Source organism: Paenibacillus sp. SAFN-054, assembly GCF_051966755.1.
In the GTDB taxonomy this organism is placed as follows: domain Bacteria; phylum Bacillota; class Bacilli; order Paenibacillales; family Paenibacillaceae; genus Paenibacillus_AQ.
In genome coordinates this window covers 1,357,530-1,374,728 of the sequence record NZ_JBQCKS010000001.1, presented here as the reverse complement: position 1 = coordinate 1,374,728, position 17,199 = coordinate 1,357,530, and the positions used below count along the sequence as shown (strand labels likewise).

Here is a 17,199-nt window from a genome sequence, read left to right as displayed (position 1 = left end):
GGAGAGGCATACATGAACAATAAAATCGGTGTTATCGTAGACAGCTTCCGTGTCGGCGTTAGGGAAGGGCTGCAGCGGGCGAAAAAGGTCGGAGCGGATGGTGTTCAAATCTACGCGGTAAGCGGCGAAATGGACCCGGCAAACCTGTCTGGCGCGCAGCGTAAAGAACTAAAAGAATACATCGCTTCGCTTGGGCTGGAGATTTCCGCGCTCGTTGGCGACCTGGGAGGCTACGGATTTCAGGACAAGAGCGTTAATGCAGCAAAGATCGAGAAATCCAAACGCATTCTAGATTTGGCCGTCGAACTGGGCACGCCTGTCGTAACGACCCATATCGGAATCGTTCCGGAAGATACGAACAGTGAAATTTACCAAACGATGCATGATGCCTGCGAGGAGCTGGCTTCCTACGCTACGAGCATGAACGCCTTCTTCGCGATCGAGACGGGTCCGGAGCCTTCGGCGAGACTGAAGGAATTCCTCGATGGTCTTGGCTCCAAGGGCGTTTCGGTTAACTTTGACCCGGCCAACATGGTGATGGTAACCGGAGACGATCCAGCCCAAGGCGTATATAACCTGAAGGATTACATTGTGCATACGCACGCGAAGGACGGCGTTCGCCTGCGTGAAGTTCCCGCGCATTATATATATGAATCTCTGGGATATGAGGCTCCTGCTAATGAGAACAACACGTTCGTACCAGGAGAAGGGCAATATTTCGCGGAGGTGCCTCTCGGGGAAGGCGGCGTAAATTGGACGCAATACCTGAACGCGCTTAAGGACATCGGGTATACGGGATATCTGACGATCGAGCGCGAGGTAGGCGAAGATCCCGAGGCGGATATTTCAAAAGCCGTACAATTCCTGAAGCAGTTCAGAGGATAGTGTCCGAAGTATGTTGCTCAAGGGTAACAGCACAGCTTGCCGAATGAAATTCGATAAGGAGTACCCCCGCTGCTTTTGGCGGAGGTACTCCTTATTCTTAATTTGACATCCCCTGATGTAAAAAGTTATCATGGGCACATAAAGTCCATGATGGGGGTGAACATCACGTTATGAAATTTTCAAAAGCGACAAACTATGCTCTTCACACCATGCTCTTTCTTGCCGCATCCCCGCAGAATAAACTGATTGGCGTACAGCCATTGGCGGAGAGGCAGGAGGTTTCTCCAACGTATTTATCCAAAATCCTTACCAAGCTCGTCAAGGCGGGGATGATTGAATCCACATCTGGAGCCCATGGCGGCTATCGTTTAAAACGGAATTGGGAGGAAATATCCTTTCTTGACGTGATTCATGCCATTGAAGGAACGGCCTCTTTATTCGAATGCGACATGAATCACGGATCTGAGTGCTTGATTCAAAAGGTTATGGTAGAGGCGGAAGAGAAGATGGAGGACTTTTTGAAAAATCAAAAACTGTCGGCGCTTGCGAAGAAAATGATGGTTGGTCTGTAAGAAAGAGTCGATGAATAACCCAAAAACAGTGGCTTGTTCACGGAATTTGACCTCCGTACATGGCCACTGTTTTTTCGTGCTTGTTACTCATCGCCTGCATCCACGATGATGGTCAAGCGTTCAGAACTAATCTCGCCATCATAGCTGCATTCATCGACCTGAGAATGGATGGTGAACAGGAAGCTGCCGCTCACGTCTTCAATCGTATGAGGCAAATTGGCTGCCGTTTGTGATGTATAGATCGCCTTTAACTGCTCGGAAGGAGCCAGCGTGCCCATCTCAAATCCATGATCATACAGTACTGCTTTACCGTTGATGTGCAGAAGCCCTTGACCAAACACCGGTTTGTTCTGAATCCATCCGACCAGCTTGATGGAAGCAGCGAGCGAGCCCTGATTTGTGAGTGTTAGTTCGAAATCCAATGTCTCCCCCGCCTCCACAATACTCCGAGCAGAAACGGCACTTACAATGATGTCCGGCGCAAACAGGGTCACGAAAACAGGGTCTGACATAACCGTCTGCTGAACCATGCGTCCGTCGGGAAGACGGAAGGTAAAGGAAGCGGAAGCTTGGTTGACGGTCCTGTCCGGCAAAATCCCTTTGCCCTCCTGAACCACCGTGTCAAAGGATATTTCAGTCGTTATCCCCGGTCTCACGGTGCCAAGAAATAATCCTGCCGCCGGGTTGGAACCTGGATAGGGCACCCCATCCACGAGTAGGCTGCCTGACAGGAACTGAAGTTCAGAGGGAAGTGTATCCTTGAAGCTGACATCAATGGCGAAGCTGCCGGTATTCTCAATCCGGTTGACGTAATGGAGCACGCATCCGGGGGCTGCCCGTTCTTTATCGACAGTCTTACGGATGCTTACTTCGGGTTGAATAACCGTGATCAGCAGCGCATTGGCAGGCTCGTTATACTGGACGCCGTCAATGGAGTAGGACAACAATCCTTGGAGGGTAAATGGGTTGCTGCCTGTCATTTTTCCGATGCGAAGCTGGACGCGGATGACAATGGTTACCCCTGGAAGGAGCGTTCCGATCGGGATTCCTGCCGATGGATCTATGGAAGGATAGTAGATATCGCCGATCATGACGCTGCCAGGTACAAACATGACGCCAGGAGGTAACGGAATAAAGATAACCAGGTTTTGCAGGGGAACGTTGCCGAGATTGGTGATCGTCAGCATGTAGGTGATCACATCGCCGGCAAACGTTTGATTCGTGCTGATACCGGCCACGACCGAGACATAGAAGGGGAGAACCGACAACGTCAATTCATTGGACGTTGTCGATCCCGTAACGGTTCGCCCCTCCATAGATTGAAATGAATAGTTGGCGGTTGCCTGGTTGACGAGAGTCAAGGTGGAAGGGATCGATACCAGAATTGCTTGGAAGACGACTCGAACCGATGTAAGACTGCGAACTAGCCCCACCTGAATGCCTGATGCGGGATTCGCTCCGGGAAGCGGAGCACCGTTTACGATAACGCTGTTCGGAATAAAAGCCAATCCATCCGGCAGGATGTCAAACAGCGTCATCTGCGCATCGCGGTTGCCTTGATTAGTTACAGTTAAAGAGAAAGTGACGGGCTGGTTCAGGGTAATCTGCTGTTCGTTGGCTCCTTTGGTTATTTGGAGTATGGGACCTACCCAAGGAGTATCCACTACATTCGAATAAGCGACCCCGTCCTCAGCCCCGATCTGAAATCGGACCATCGTTTGGTTTCTGAGAATGAATTCAGACCTTAAATCCTGGTTCATAATGCAGTGACCTGCACTTGGAATGTCACGGTCGCGGACGCGCCTGCGGCAATCGTACCTATCTGGATTCCCGAATTCGGATTCGCCGCCGGTCTCGGAACACCGTCAACCGTCACGCTGCCGGTAACGAAAACGGAACCAGCAGGGACTTGGTCAACAAGAACAACATTGTTGACAGGAGCAATTCCGTTGTTCGTCACCACGATCGTGTACGTGATGATGTCGCCGACAACCGCATCGATGGATGGCGTGCTTTTCACGACGGATATATCCGGCGAAGAAACCGGGATCGTTAACACATTTGAAAGCGTTGATCCAGAAATGATTTCACCATCGGGATGCTGGAACGTGAAGTTTACCGTAGCCTGATTGACGAGCTGCTGCTGCGGCGGCAGGGATTGGATGCTGACCTGCATCGTTATGCTGACGGTAACTGTCGCACCCGGTGGAACGCTTCCTGCGTTGATTCCTACCGAAGGATCTGCACCGGGCTGCGGTACACCGTTGACAAGAATACTATTCGGAACGAACACACCACCTGGGGGCACAGGATCAAGGACAGTAGCCTGCGCAGGCAGGTTGCCGGTGTTGGTCAGGGTAACGGTGTACACAATCGTATCCCCGACGGTGGCATTGGTTTCATTGGCTGTTTTCACGGCTCCGATGACCGCCTGGTAAATAGGCAGAATGAGAACATTGGAGATGGAGGAGCCTGAGAAGGCGCCGGATGTAAAGCTTGCGGATGCCGAATTGGCCAGTTGGCCGTTGCTTGGAACGCTGACGACCTTTACATTGAAAGCAACCGTCGTTGTGGCGCCGGGTGCAATGGTGCCCAGGATAATACCTGTCGACGGGTTCGCCTGAGGTGCCGGGCTTCCGTTAAGCGTTACACTTCCCGGTACGAATGTGGTCTGCAGCGGAATGCTATCTGAGAACACGACATTCGTTACATTCGCAATCCCATTGTTGGTCACCGTGATGGAATAAGGAATGACCGTCCCTAATGAGGCGTCTGACAAGGTGCTTGTTTTCACCAGCGTGACGTTAGGTGAAGAAACCGGAATGCTAACGTTATTGGAAGTGAAGGAGCCGTTAATCACGCGTCCGTCCGGAAGCGTGTACGTATATGCTGCGGATGCCTGGTTATTAAGTAGCTGTCCCGGAGGAACGGAGTTAACCACGACAGAGAACACCACCACTGCACTGGTAGCCACGACGCCCAGTGAAATCCCTGTTGATGGATCAGCTCCGGGAAGGGGCTGGCCGTTCAGCAGCACACTATTGGGCTGGAACGTTGTTCCGGCAGGTATCGTATCCGACAGCGTTACGGCTGCGCCAAAATTGCCGGTGTTGTTGATGCTGATCGTATAGACGACCGTGTCTCCCACGGTGGCATTCCCGGTGTTGGCGCTCTTGAGCGCTGTATAGACCGGCTGATAGATTGGTGTAGTCACCGTATTGGAGAACGTGACGCTTGAGAAAGCACCGGATGAAAAGCTTACGGACGCCTGGTTGCTGAGTGAGGCGGATGCCGGCAGGGAAGTAACCAGGGCATTAAACACGACCGTAACGATGCCTCCAGGCGCAATCGTTCCGATGATGATGCCGCTTGCCGGGTTCGCTCCCGGCCGCGGCGTTCCGTCGATCGTGACGGAGCCGTTCACGAGCGAGGCTCCCGGAGGAATCGGATCGGTGAACAGAACATTGCTGACGGCCGCGATGCCGTTATTCGTAATGGACGTGGTATATGTGATGGTATCACCGATAGAGAGGGCAGTGGAAGCGGTGCTTTTCACCACGGCCACGTTCGGTGACGAAACTGGGATGGTGATGACGTTGGACGACACCAATCTGTTAATGGTCCTTCCATCGGGAAGCGTGAATGCAATAGCGCCAGCTCCCTGATTCACGAGCTGCTGGGGAGACGGCAGTGTGTCGATCGTGACGGAGAAGACGACGATAGTAGGCGAGCCCGGATTAACGACCCCGGCATTAATGCCGGTGACTGGATTTGACCCGGGTTGCGGGGTGCCGTTGACGAGCACGCTGTTCGGTACAAAGGTTGTGCCTGACGGGATGTTGTCAGTAACAGTCACTTGCGAGCCGTAATTGCCCGAATTGACGATGTTGAACGTGTAGCTTACCGTGTCTCCGACAGTCGCGTTGGTAGTGCTGGCGCTTTTGGTTAAGGTGATGACAGGCTGATACACAGGTGTACTGAGCGTATTGGAATTGGTCAAACCAGAGAATGCGCCGGAAGTGAATGATACCGTCGCGGTATTATTCAGCGATGCGGGCGTCGGTATGGAAGTGACAAGGATGCTGAAGACCACATTCACCGAGGAGCCGGCTGCGATGGAGCCGATGGTAATGCCGGTGGCAGGATTCGCCGAAGGTGCCGGGGTGCCGTTAATCGTCACACTCCCGGACACGAACGCAGCGCCTGCGGGTATCGGGTCGCTCAACTGCACACTGTTGACGGCTTCGATTCCAGCATTCGTGACCGTGACCGCATAAACAATGGTATCGCCAACGGTAGCGGCCGATGAAGGGGTAGCTTTCACGACGACAACATTCGGAGCAGACACCTGAATCGTCACCGTATTGGAAGCGGCGGATCCCGTCAGAGTTCTGCCATCCGGGGGCGTAAAGGTATAATTTGCTGTTGCCTGATTAACCAGCGTCTGCGGGTTAGGCAGTGTGGTAATGACGACGGAGAAAGATACCACGGTGGTCGCTCCGGGTGCAAGGCTGCCCAGACTGATTCCCGCAGCAGGAGATTCGCCCGGGAACGGAAAGCCGTTAATAATGATACTGTTCGGTGTAAACGTGGTACCGGCTGGAATATTGTCTGTTAAGATAACGTTTGCCGCCAGATTACCATTGTTACTGATCGTTACGGTGTAGGTGACCGAATCACCCACGGTTGCATTGATGATGCTGGCGCTTTTCAATAATGAGATTTGCGGCTGTGTGACGGGTGTCGTCGTGATATTGGATGAAGCAGATCCCGAAAATGTACCCGATGTAAAACTGACGGTTGACTGGTTGTTAATCTGTGAAGGAATCGCCATGGTTATCCTCACCTCGAATGTAATGGTAGCCGCAGCACCAGGGGCCAGGGTACCTATTGAAATGCCGGCGGACGGAACCGCAGACGGGCGCAAAGCGCCGTTCACAATTACGCTTCCGGTAATAAATGAGACATTGGAAGGCAGCGGGTCATTTAGTATGACATTGTTTACATTGGCTGCACCGTTGTTGGTTACGACGCTTGTGAATAGAAGGGTGTCGCCAACCACGGCATCAATTGCCGATACGGTTTTCACGACGCTGACATTCGGAATTGCCACCGGAATTGTAACGGTGTTGGACACGTTGTTAACGGAAACCTGCCTGCCGCCGGGAAGCGTGAATACCGAAGCGGTTGAGGCTTGATTAACGAGCTGTCTGGATGGAGGCAAAGAGGTAACCGTGACGACAAAACTGACGGTTGTGGTGCCTCCGCCGGCTACCGTCCCTACGGGTATCCCAGAGATGGGTGTGACTCCCGGAATCGGGGTGTTGTTCACGAGTACGCTGTTCTCCACAAAGACCGTGCCTGCTGGAATGTTATCCGTTAAGGTCACGACGGCCGGAATGTTTCCGGCATTGTTGACTGCAAAAGAGTAGGTGAGCGTGTCGCCTACGGTCGCGTTCGTTGTGCTGGCGCTTTTATTGATGGAGATGATTGCTTGATAAACGGGAATCGTAACTGTATTTGACAATGACGTTCCGAGGAAAGTCCCCGAGTTGAACGCCACGCTGGCCTGATTAACCAGCTGCGCAGGATTCGGTAGCGAAGACACCTGAACCTGGAAGGTTACGGTTGCTGAAGCCGATGCGGTGAGACTGCCAATTTGAACGCCATTAAGCGGGTTAGCGTTGACAACAGGATTGTTGTTCAGCTTAACACTTCCGTTAACGAATACGGAACCGGCAGGAATATTGTCCGAAACAACGACGTTATTCACTGCACTGGCGCCGCTATTTACAACCGTAAGGGTATAGGTTACGACATCGTTCACAGCCGCAGAACTTGTATCCGCGCTTTTTAAAACCGTGACATTTGGAGCTGAAGCCTGGATGGTGACCGTATTAGAGATGCTGGAACCTGTTAGTGTACGCCCGCTCGGCAGCTGATAGGAAAATGTGCTACTTGCTGTATTGGTTAGGGTTGCCGGATTGGGCAAGCTGTTTAATACAACGTTAAAAGTAACAGTAAGGGTTGCTCCGACCGCTACCGTTCCGACGGAAATCCCAGTGACCGGAGAAGCGCCCGGTATGGCTGTGCCTTGGATCGTTACGCTACCCGCCACGAAAGACGTTCCTGCCGGAATGTTGTCTGTAAGAGTCACCTGTGCGGCCAAATTCCCGCTATTGTTGACAAGAAGGGTATATTGGATCGTATCTCCTACGGTAGCTTTGGAAGTCGTAGCACTTTTTGTAATGGCCACCACCGGCTGATAGACGGGCGTGATAACGGTATTGGATAACGACGTGCCGGCAAATGTTCCTGAATTGTAGGATACCTTGGAGCTGTTGGATAGCTGGGCCGGATTGGGCAGGGAAGTCACCGTGACTTGAAAGACGACCGGGACAAAGCCTCCGGCTGCCAAACTTCCCACCGAAATGCCGCTCGCCGGATTAGCCGATGGAAGTGCCGTGCCGCCAACGGATACGCTTCCTGAAACGAATACAGTTCCAGGCGGAATGATATCCGTCAGAATACCGTTCGATATCCCTTCAGACCCGCTATTCGTGACAACAGAAGTGTAAGTAAACGTCTCACCGACCGCCACATCCGTTACAGAGGCGCTTTTGACGACGGTCACATTCGGCAGCGTGACAGGAACGGTCAAGGTATTGGAATTTGTTGAACCGGAAATGGTGCGTCCATCAGGAGGCTGGAAGGTATAAGCCGCCGTTGCGGTGTCGACGAGCTGCGAAGGAGAAGGCAGATTATTAACCGTTACAGCGAAAGTAACCGGGATCGAAGCTCCGGCTGCAACCGTTCCGATTGCGACTCCAGTTGCCGGGTTCGCTCCCGGGATCGCCGTGCCGTTAACCGTGAAGCTTCCTGCAATAAAGGTGCTGCCTGTAGGAATATTATCGCTAAAGGTGATGGATGCACCGATGTTACCCGAATTACTGACCAAAATCGTATAAATCAGAGAGGTGCCTACCGTGGCATTGGCTTTATTCGCGCTTTTGGCTAACGTCAAATTCGGGGCGTAGACCGTAACGGTCACCGCATTGGAAGGAATCACCCCGGTGATCGTTGAACCACCGGCTACGCTTTGGAATGCAAAAGCAGCGTTAGCGGTATTTACCAGCGTATTGGTGGAGGGTTTGGACGTGATGGTTGCCCTGTATGAAACCGTGATCGAAGAGCCGAACGCCACCGTGCCCAGCGGAGCGCCGGCAACAATGTCGTAAGTGGGTCTGGGAATGCCGGCCACCGTTACACTCCCTGAAACGAACGTTAGCCCGGTCGGCAGGGCATCGGACAGGACAACGCTGTTTGCGCTGGCCGTACCCGTATTGCTCACCGTGACAGTATACGTGATCGTATCCCCGACGATAGCACTGCTGGTGCTGGCACTTTTGACGACGTTGATTTTGGGAGCGTTGATATCCACTTGTATGGCATTGGCATTAACCGCATACGCATCCCCGGATGTCGTTAAGATCAGTACGGCCGAGGATTGGTTATTGATCAGACGCGACGATACATCCACATTGGTAATATCCCAGCCCTGCCGTCCGCCTGAAATGTTGGTTCCTGGTGCCCCATTCGTCTGGTTGCGGTTACCGAACGTTCCTGTTGTGTTGAGGCTTCCCGCATCATTATTGATCTGTGAGGCAAAGAAGTTGTTCGCGAAATTGTTGGGACCTGATAATGCACTCGCTGCGGCGGATGTGGGGCCGAATAGTGCCTGGTCGCCTGTTCGGTTGGCATCGCCTTCCTGAGCGCTGAACAAAGCCCTGCCGCCAAGCGCTCCCGTGACAGGTGTAGCGAAACCCGTTAACGTTGTTGTCACTGGACCCGAATCTGCTTGCACCAGAACAGCTCCCGCACGAATGGACATGTTACGGAAGGGAAGAGAGGGGTTTTGGTATATGACTCCCAGGGTCCATCCGGCGTGGTTGCCTGTCGGATCATTGGAGATCACGATGGTACCCACTACGTTCCCTGTGGTATAAGTTCCGGCACCGCCCTGCTGAACCAGGGAGGTTACGTTCGCCGAACGTACATAGGCTGTCATATTATTTCCGAAATCGATAGAGTTTGCAGTAGCTGAATCGGGCGTGACCGAAAAAGTCCCTGCGGGCGTCGTAAAGGTGACAGGATTGTTGATAAAGCTGCTAAGATTAATCGTTCCCGTAATAATATAAGAACCGCCCCAGATCAACTCTGCATACAAGATGGTGCTTCCGGATGGCAGAACCAGCTGCGCTGAGGAGCTGTTATTCAGGTAAGCGCTTGTGGTTCCGGCGGGATACGTACCGTACTGGGAAGCCGCATTGGTTGTGATGAACGCTCCGATACTGTCCAAGGCTCCGGGTACGCCAGCCGTTTCCGAACGGCTCAGACCCAGCGTGTTTCCCGTAAACGTGACGGCACCTGTAGCATTGAAGGTTGCTCTGACGATAAGAGGAATAATTTCACCTCCTTAGCTAAAAAAAGCTGCAAGACGGCACAATGTAGGTCAGACATCCAAAAATAACCTCAACCCAGCCTATGAGCCTTTTCTCCAAATTAGTCTGTATAAATTGAACGAATGAAAGGGACCAAGTAAGAAAAAAATGGAGCTTGAAACGAAACCAATTGGTTGTATATAATAAAGTAAAACCATTCGGTTTCATGATGCATCAATGGCTTTTTACATAACGAGGCCATAATTTAGGAGGTAAAAATGATGAGTTCTTCAAGTCATGGTATACTGCCGGACATCCGGCATACAGCAATTTTCAACGCGTCAATCCACAAAGTATGGGATGCCGTCGCCACATCGGATGGACTGGAAGCCTGGTTTATGCCCAATGATTTCGAGCCGATCGTCGGATATGAATTTCATATCAATGCTGGCCCATTCGGCATGTCGCCGTGTAGGGTTATTGAGGTGGAGCCGCCTCGGCATCTTTCTTTTCGCTGGGGAAAAGACTGGACGCTTTCATTTGAGCTGAGGGAAGTAGATGGCCAAACGGAGGTTACCATCATCCATTCAGGCTGGAACGAGAATACGGTTACGGAGTTCGGTCAGCCTCATCCAGCCGTACGCGGCGTTATGGACCAGGGATGGGCCGGACTGCATCGTAAGCTGGGCGCATACGTGGAGGCTTGAATATGGGCGAACCTCTAATCAAGAAGCAGCATGACGTGTTCCAGGCCATCGCGGATCCCAGCCGCCGCAGGATGCTGAAGCTGCTTGCCGATGAGGAGATGCCGATCGCGACGATAAGCAGCCATTTTCCGATGAGCCGGACCGCAGTATCCAAACATCTTCGGATTTTATCCGAAGCAGGATTGGTGAGGGAGAGAAGGGTAGGGCGGGAAAACCGTTTTCGGCTTAATCCCGAACCGCTTCGGGAATTGCAGCAATGGTATTCGTATTTCGACCGCTTCTGGGAGAATAAAATGGCAGCCTTGCAGCGCTTGGTTGAATCGGAATCGGAATCGGAACTGAAATCGGATGAATCGACAGAATAAGAGGTCAAAAAAAGGAACTCCGCACTTGATATGCCGGAAAGCTTTCCGGATCAAAGCGAGAGTTCCTTTTTGTTTTTGATCGTATAGACGCATTTCTTATCGCCCTTTGCCAGGCATTCCGTGCGTCCGACTTCCGCATCCAGCAAAGATTCGAACATGTTCATTTCACAGGTGCAGGCGTGATTATACTTCTTGGCAATCTGAGAGATCGGGCAGTTGTATTCCATTAATGTGTACTCATGCTCGTTGTTCTTTTGGAGCTCGACCATATAGCCGTTTTCATTCTGGATTTCAGCCAGCGCTTCGACTTTCTCGGCAAAGGTTTTCCCCTGCATCTTGGCTGCGTGGCTCTTCCGCAAGGATTCCCCGCGGCGGTCAAACAACCGGTCAACCATGTCTGAGCCGGCATCAAGCTCAAGCTCACCGAGCAGATCCAGCGTCAGGGTATGATATTTATTCGGGAAAAAGGTCTCTGCTTGCTCCGTTAAATGATAGATGGCGGTAGGGCGACCCATCGGCTGACGAATGGTTTTCGACTCGATCAGGCCATCTTTTTCCAGGGTGTTAATATGCCTGCGGACAGCCATGCTGGTAATGCCTATGAATTCGGTGATTTCCTTTGCGCTGAGATCGCCTTTGGTTTTCAGCAGCTGCAGGATTTTGTCCCGGGTCGAAATGTCCAGTTGTTGGTCCATGATTATCACCGCCTGTTCTGAGCGCTATATTGTTTAAGCTCCGGCCGAGTAACAAACAGCCTGCCGACATGGATATAGGCAGGCTGTAACCACTCGAAATGGATCGAAAATATTATTTGGATTTGAAGAAGTTCTCTGCTTTTGCGATAAAGCCTTTTTCTTCTTCCGGCAGATCCGTATCGTAATACACCGCACCAACCGGGCAAGCAACCTCGCAAGCGCCGCATTCAATGCAAATGTCCGTGTCGATGAAATATTGGTCAGGACCTTCCTCGATGCAATCTACTGGACAAACGTCAACGCAATCGGCCGCTTTTTCATCGATACAAGCCGAAGTAATAATGTAAGACATGTTCGTTTCACCCTTTCATTTTAGTTAAGCATTTTGTGATGTAATGATGTTTGCTGCAAGCTTCATAAAAATGTCCCACTGCTCGCTGTTTTCCGCAAACAGGGTAGGGACCGAATCTGCTGCCGAGGCATCCGCCGATTGAATCGGCACTTCTGCCAGCAGCTTCGTGCCCAGCTCGTCAGCGAGCTTCTGACCGCCGCCGCGACCAAACAGATAATGGCGTTCTCCCGTTGGATCCGTGAAATAAGACATGTTCTCCACGACGCCGAGGATCGGATGGTTCGTTTGAACAGCCATCTCACCGGCCCGAGCCGCAACATGATTCGCTGTCGGATGAGGGGTGGTCACCAGAATTTCGGCACACTGCGGTATCCGGTTATGGACGTCGAGTGCAATATCGCCTGTTCCCGGAGGCAGATCCAGGATCATATAATCGAGAGGACCCCATTCCACCTCATTAAGGAAGGTACCGAGCATTTTGCCGAGCATCGGACCCCGCCAAACCACGGGCTTGTTGCCTTGTACGAAAAATCCGGTCGAAATGACCTTGATGCCAGAGCTTTCCACCGGAGCAATCTTGTTGCCCTGTTTTTGCGGCAGTTCCTTGATCCCCAGCATTTCCGGAATGCTGTATCCGTAAATGTCAGCATCGATAATGCCCACGCGCTTGCCTTGCTTGGCCAAAGCAGCCGCAAGATTGACGGTAACGGTCGATTTGCCGACACCGCCTTTTCCGCTTGCGATGGCTATGAAGGTCACGCCGGAGTCCCCGGCTACCATTGGCGAATCCGTCAATGTTGGAGCACGGCGCACCGATTTGTTAAGCTTAATAGCTATAATATCATTTTTTTCTTCATTTGAAATATGTTTAAAACGGATATGAACATCGGTAATTCCTGTCTTTTGGATCGAGCTGGTGATCTGGTCCCGGAATTCCCCTTCGCGGGAAGCCAGGTCTGGTGCCAACAGCACGGTAAGAGCTGCACGATCCTTGTTCGTCGTAATGTCGCGAATCAGCCCGATTTCTGTCAAGGGAAGCTGATGCTCTTCATCTTTGATATGGGCGATGGCTGCGACCAGTTCATCTTTTGTCAATGGGGTTCACCTTCAATTCTCTGTCTATCTGTAAACACAGTATGGCCATAATTGTCGTGCAATCTTCAGTTAATAAATTGACTTTACCACGTTTATGAAGGCATGGCCATGTGAATACAGGCAATTAAGCTTTCATAAATAACAGGGTTCAGCGCAATTATGACACGGTAATTGTAGAACACGCTTCGCATATAGTCAACATATACGTATAAAAAGTTAAACAATATTCGCTTCGGACTCTTGACAAAGCGTTTCCAGGATTATAATAATTAATATACATTTATGTTTACTAATTGGAACTGAAATAAGGACGCTCATGAGAATCGGTGATCGGAACGGATTCAATGACGAATAGGAACGAGATCCATTGGAATGTCTGCGTTCATCCATATATTCAATACAGGCTGTTTATTACGGGAGGAGGCTCATTAACGTTTTGAACTCAGAAAATAACAACCCGGGCACGGCACGTCCGACATCTTATTACGAGCAGGTGGGCGGCGCTCCAACGATCCGTGCGCTCGTCGAAGCTTTTTATCCGAAGGTTGTCGAGCACCCGCTGCTCGCTCCATTATTTCCGGAAGACATTTATCCGGTGATGGAGAAGCAGGAATTGTTTCTAACGCAGTATTTTGGCGGACCTCAGCTCTATACGATGCGGGAAGGCCATCCGCGCATGCGGGCTAGGCATATCCGGTTTCCGATCACGCCGGATCGTGCGACAGCTTGGCTCAGCTGCATGCAGCAGGCCATGGACGAGGTCATTGAGGATAAAATGCTGCGCGAGCAGATGATGGAACGTTTGGCCATGACGGCTTACTTTTTTGTAAACACGGATGAACACGAAGCGCAAAGCTAAGTCATCCCGAAATATTCAAGAGCATTAAACAAGCTGCAATTTGACGGAAAAGGGAATCAGATGCATATCCGTGCATCCGGACTGACATGGCAGACAACCGCTGAAGGACACTCCCGTTTACCGGCAAACTCTAGGAAAATACATCAGAAAAGGAGATTGTCTTCATGAAGCTGGTTGGAATATCAGGTGCGATCATCGGCAGCAAAACCGCGATCGTCGTGCAAAAAGTATTGGAAGAGGTTAAAAAACTGGATCCTTCAATTGAAACGGAACTGCTCGATATGAAGGATTATGATGTCCAGTTTTGTGACGGACGCGATCCGTCGGCATACACGGGAGATACGAAGAAGGTTATCGACAGTGTTGTATCGAGTGATTTTTGCCTGATCGGAACGCCGATTTATCAAGCATCGATGTCAGGAGTGCTCAAAAATCTGTTTGACCTTATTCCGCCTTCGGCTTTGCAGCAAAAGGTGATCGGATTCGTGGCTACGGGCGGGACATACCAACATTATCTCGTCATCGAGAATCAGCTGAAGCCGATAGCTGGCTTCTTCAGATCTTATGTGGCACCCGGTTACGTGTATGTACATGACGATCATTTCAACGAATTCAGGGAAATCAAAGATCTTGATGTTCTGGAAAGAATGCAGCGTCTCGCTTCTGAGCTTGTGTTCATGCAGAAGCGCCTGAAATCGGTAGAGTAATCTACATATCGATCATTTCTTGCAAAAGATCCGATCCGCGGTTTGATCGGGTCTTTTTTTGTCGTATAATGAAATCATAGGTTCATAGATTAGAAGATTCATAGACCCAGAGAATTCGATAGCTGCGTTTCAACATGGGAGAGAGAGGTGAACGCATATGCGTAAATATGTGGTCACATTTATCGTGGCCGTTCTCATCGTAGGGGGAGCCCTTTGGGCTTGGGACAACAATCGCACGCCAGCATCGGAAGGCGAGACCATCGAGAAAACACCGGCACTGGCGCAGCGCAGCAATCCCCCGGATGACGAACAACCGATTACCTCGGACAGCCAGATCAGCGAGGATGATACTCCGACAACGGGTCAGATGACCGGTGATCAGGATAAACCCGGCGATAAGGGGGATCCGGTTGATCACAATGGCAACGCAGCAGATCAGGCTCCGAACAATACGGGAGCTTCATCAGGAGAGAATAAGCCGGACAAGACGGAGGCCAAACCACCGAGCAGCTCAACTTCTAAAGGCGGGTCGGCTGTAAAAGCATCCTCCGGTTCTCAAAAGGATTCGGGAGAATCAAAGGCCGGCTCCAGTAAAACGGGCGGCAAAACGAAGTTCGTCAATACGTACGAGGTAGAACATGTCGTGTCCAATCCGGAAAGCATGACGGTGCTAGTGAACAAAACCTATAGGCTTCCTGCCGGCTACGTGCCGTCGGATCTCGTATACCCTAACGTTCCATTTACTTTCTCGGAAAAGATCGATAAGCGTAAAATGCGCAGAGAGGCAGCCACGGCGCTTGAGAAGCTGTTCGCAGGCGCGAAAAAGGACGGTGTCAGCCTGGCTGGCGTGTCCGGATACCGCTCGGAGTCCCGCCAAACCACCTTGTATAATAACTATGTCAAACGAGACGGTGTCAAAGCTGCAGATACGTACAGCGCCCGTCCGGGACACAGCGAGCACCAAACGGGTTTGACGATCGATGTATCGGGGAGCACCGGCAAATGCGCGGCTGAAAGCTGCTTTGCAGGGACCAAAGAAGCCAAATGGCTGGACAAGCACGCCCATGAATACGGATTTATCATCCGTTATCCGGAAGGGAAAGATTCCATCACAGGTTACAAGTATGAGCCTTGGCATTTGCGTTATGTCGGCACCAAGGTCGCTGAGGCGGTGGCGAGCCGTTCCACAACGCTAGAGCAGTATTTCGGAAGCGCGGTACCCGTGACCAAGTAAATGCATTTAGGATGTCGCCATTTTCTTGAGAATGGGGAAGCATATGCAGGATCATCGGAATCACGCGTCGTTCGTGAGTACCGGTGGTCCTGCTCTTTGCTGTTCATGCATGCTTAATGCTGATAAATGGATTTGCCTTTTTTCCGGTAGGTGTGTACGCTTTATGAAGCGGATATTTACAATTTAACGACATTAAATAAGAAGTTATCAAATGAAAGGTCGTGCAGATATATGGATTCTGAATTCAATGTCAAATTAACCTCTTTATCAAGCAAAGGAGGCTGCGGATGCAAAATCGGCCCAGCCGATTTGAGTCAGGTTCTTCGCAACCTGCCGCCTGCGGAGCCGAATCCCAATCTTCTCGTCGGTTTGGACACAAGCGACGATGCTGGTGTTTACAAGCTGAATGATGAGCTTGCTTTGGTACAGACACTTGACTTTTTTACGCCGATCGTGGACGATCCGTATTCTTTCGGACAAATCGCCGCGGCGAATGCGATCAGCGATATTTACGCGATGGGCGCCAAGCCTTTAACGGTATTAAATATTGTGGCCTTCCCGATTTCTACGCTTGATAAGCGTATTTTGTCGGAGATTCTGCGCGGCGCGGGAGATAAAGTCAAGGAAGCGGGAGCCACGCTTGTCGGCGGACACTCCATTGATGACAAGGAGCCTAAATTTGGTTTAGCCGTGACCGGACTTGTCCATCCTGATAAAGTACGGAGCAATGCGGGAGCCAAGGTAGGGGACAAAATTATTTTGACCAAACCGATTGGTGTCGGCATCATGACCACATCCATTAAAAACGACAAGCTTTCAACGGAAGAAATTACGCGTGTTACCCAGGTCATGTCCACGCTGAATAAAACGGCGGCTGAAGTGATGGAAGGGTACGATGTGCATGCCTGCACAGACGTAACCGGCTTCGGTCTCATGGGTCACTCCCTGGAGATGGCCAAAGGCAGCGGCGTGGAGATCCGCATCCGCAAGTCGGATGTACCTGTCCTGCCGCGTGTTCGCGAGCTGGCTGAACAAGGCTTGGTTCCTGGGGGCTCCAAGAACAACTATGCCCATGTCGAAGACAGCGTTCGTTTTCCTGAGCAGATGGATCAGATCGATCGCTGGATTCTCTGCGATGCGGTGACATCGGGCGGCCTGCTCATCTCCGTTAGCGGGGATGAGGCGGATAAGCTGCATCAGGAGCTGGTAAATGCCGGCGTCGAAGCCCAAATTATCGGCGAGGTTACCGCGAGCGGTAGCGGCCAAATTGTAATTGAGTAAGGGAGT

13 protein-coding genes are annotated in these 17,199 nt (G+C 51.3%); 8 read left to right on the top strand and 5 right to left on the bottom strand.

Annotated features, from left to right (window positions below):
* Positions 1 to 12: 12 nt before the first annotated feature.
* A complete protein-coding gene (locus tag ACTHPM_RS06440) occupies positions 13 to 885 on the top strand; it encodes a sugar phosphate isomerase/epimerase family protein (protein WP_440394369.1) in 873 nt (290 codons plus the stop codon).
* Between the two features lie 170 nt (positions 886 to 1,055).
* Positions 1,056 to 1,457: an Rrf2 family transcriptional regulator gene (locus ACTHPM_RS06435; RefSeq protein WP_440394368.1), complete on the top strand. Its 402-nt coding sequence runs from the start codon at positions 1,056 to 1,058 to the stop codon at positions 1,455 to 1,457.
* A gap of 83 nt (positions 1,458 to 1,540) precedes the next feature.
* Here the strand turns inward: ACTHPM_RS06435 and ACTHPM_RS06430 are convergent, their stop codons facing one another.
* Together ACTHPM_RS06430 and ACTHPM_RS06425 are read right to left on the bottom strand one after the other, a co-directional pair.
* A complete protein-coding gene (locus ACTHPM_RS06430) occupies positions 1,541 to 3,217 on the bottom strand; it encodes a hypothetical protein (RefSeq protein WP_440394367.1) in 1,677 nt (558 codons plus the stop codon).
* Entirely contained in the window at positions 3,214 to 9,816 is a 6,603-nt protein-coding gene (locus ACTHPM_RS06425) for a DUF7507 domain-containing protein (protein WP_440394366.1), read from the bottom strand. Before ACTHPM_RS06425 ends, ACTHPM_RS06430 begins: the two co-directional genes overlap by 4 nt.
* A 363-nt stretch (positions 9,817 to 10,179) precedes the next feature.
* Between ACTHPM_RS06425 and ACTHPM_RS06420 the strand changes: the two genes are divergently transcribed.
* Both ACTHPM_RS06420 and ACTHPM_RS06415 read left to right on the top strand, forming a co-directional pair.
* The gene (locus ACTHPM_RS06420; protein ID WP_440394365.1) at positions 10,180 to 10,605 is read left to right on the top strand and encodes an SRPBCC family protein; all 426 of its coding nucleotides are present in this window, start codon (positions 10,180 to 10,182) and stop codon (positions 10,603 to 10,605) included.
* A 2-nt stretch (positions 10,606 to 10,607) separates the two neighbouring features.
* Entirely contained in the window at positions 10,608 to 10,970 is a 363-nt protein-coding gene (locus tag ACTHPM_RS06415; protein ID WP_440394364.1) for an ArsR/SmtB family transcription factor, read from the top strand.
* 50 nt (positions 10,971 to 11,020) lie between these two features.
* Here ACTHPM_RS06415 and ACTHPM_RS06410 read toward each other — a convergent pair whose 3' ends face one another.
* From ACTHPM_RS06410 to ACTHPM_RS06400, 3 genes are all read right to left on the bottom strand, one after another.
* On the bottom strand, positions 11,021 to 11,665 hold the full coding sequence (locus ACTHPM_RS06410) for a helix-turn-helix transcriptional regulator (protein WP_440394363.1): 645 nt from the start codon (positions 11,663 to 11,665) through the stop codon (positions 11,021 to 11,023).
* Positions 11,666 to 11,777: 112 nt separating this feature from the next.
* On the bottom strand, positions 11,778 to 12,017 hold the full coding sequence (locus ACTHPM_RS06405) for a DUF362 domain-containing protein (RefSeq protein WP_127602719.1): 240 nt from the start codon (positions 12,015 to 12,017) through the stop codon (positions 11,778 to 11,780).
* A 24-nt stretch (positions 12,018 to 12,041) separates the two neighbouring features.
* A complete protein-coding gene (locus tag ACTHPM_RS06400; RefSeq protein ID WP_440394362.1) occupies positions 12,042 to 13,112 on the bottom strand; it encodes an Mrp/NBP35 family ATP-binding protein in 1,071 nt (356 codons plus the stop codon).
* A gap of 436 nt (positions 13,113 to 13,548) precedes the next feature.
* On the opposite strand from ACTHPM_RS06400, the gene ACTHPM_RS06395 reads away from it, so the two are divergent.
* The 4 genes from ACTHPM_RS06395 (at position 13,549) to selD (ending at position 17,193) form a co-directional block, all read left to right on the top strand.
* Positions 13,549 to 13,971 carry a globin domain-containing protein gene (locus tag ACTHPM_RS06395; protein ID WP_440394361.1) on the top strand — a complete coding sequence of 141 codons (423 nt, stop codon included), beginning with the start codon at positions 13,549 to 13,551 and terminating at the stop codon, positions 13,969 to 13,971.
* 164 nt (positions 13,972 to 14,135) lie between these two features.
* Positions 14,136 to 14,678, top strand: coding sequence for an NADPH-dependent FMN reductase (locus ACTHPM_RS06390; protein WP_440394360.1), 543 nt, complete (start codon positions 14,136 to 14,138; stop codon positions 14,676 to 14,678).
* A 157-nt stretch (positions 14,679 to 14,835) separates the two neighbouring features.
* Positions 14,836 to 15,912, top strand: coding sequence for a M15 family metallopeptidase (locus ACTHPM_RS06385; protein WP_440394359.1), 1,077 nt, complete (start codon positions 14,836 to 14,838; stop codon positions 15,910 to 15,912).
* Positions 15,913 to 16,143: 231 nt separating this feature from the next.
* On the top strand, positions 16,144 to 17,193 hold the full coding sequence (gene selD, locus ACTHPM_RS06380; RefSeq protein ID WP_440394358.1) for a selenide, water dikinase SelD: 1,050 nt from the start codon (positions 16,144 to 16,146) through the stop codon (positions 17,191 to 17,193).
* The last annotated feature ends 6 nt before the right edge of the window (positions 17,194 to 17,199 follow it).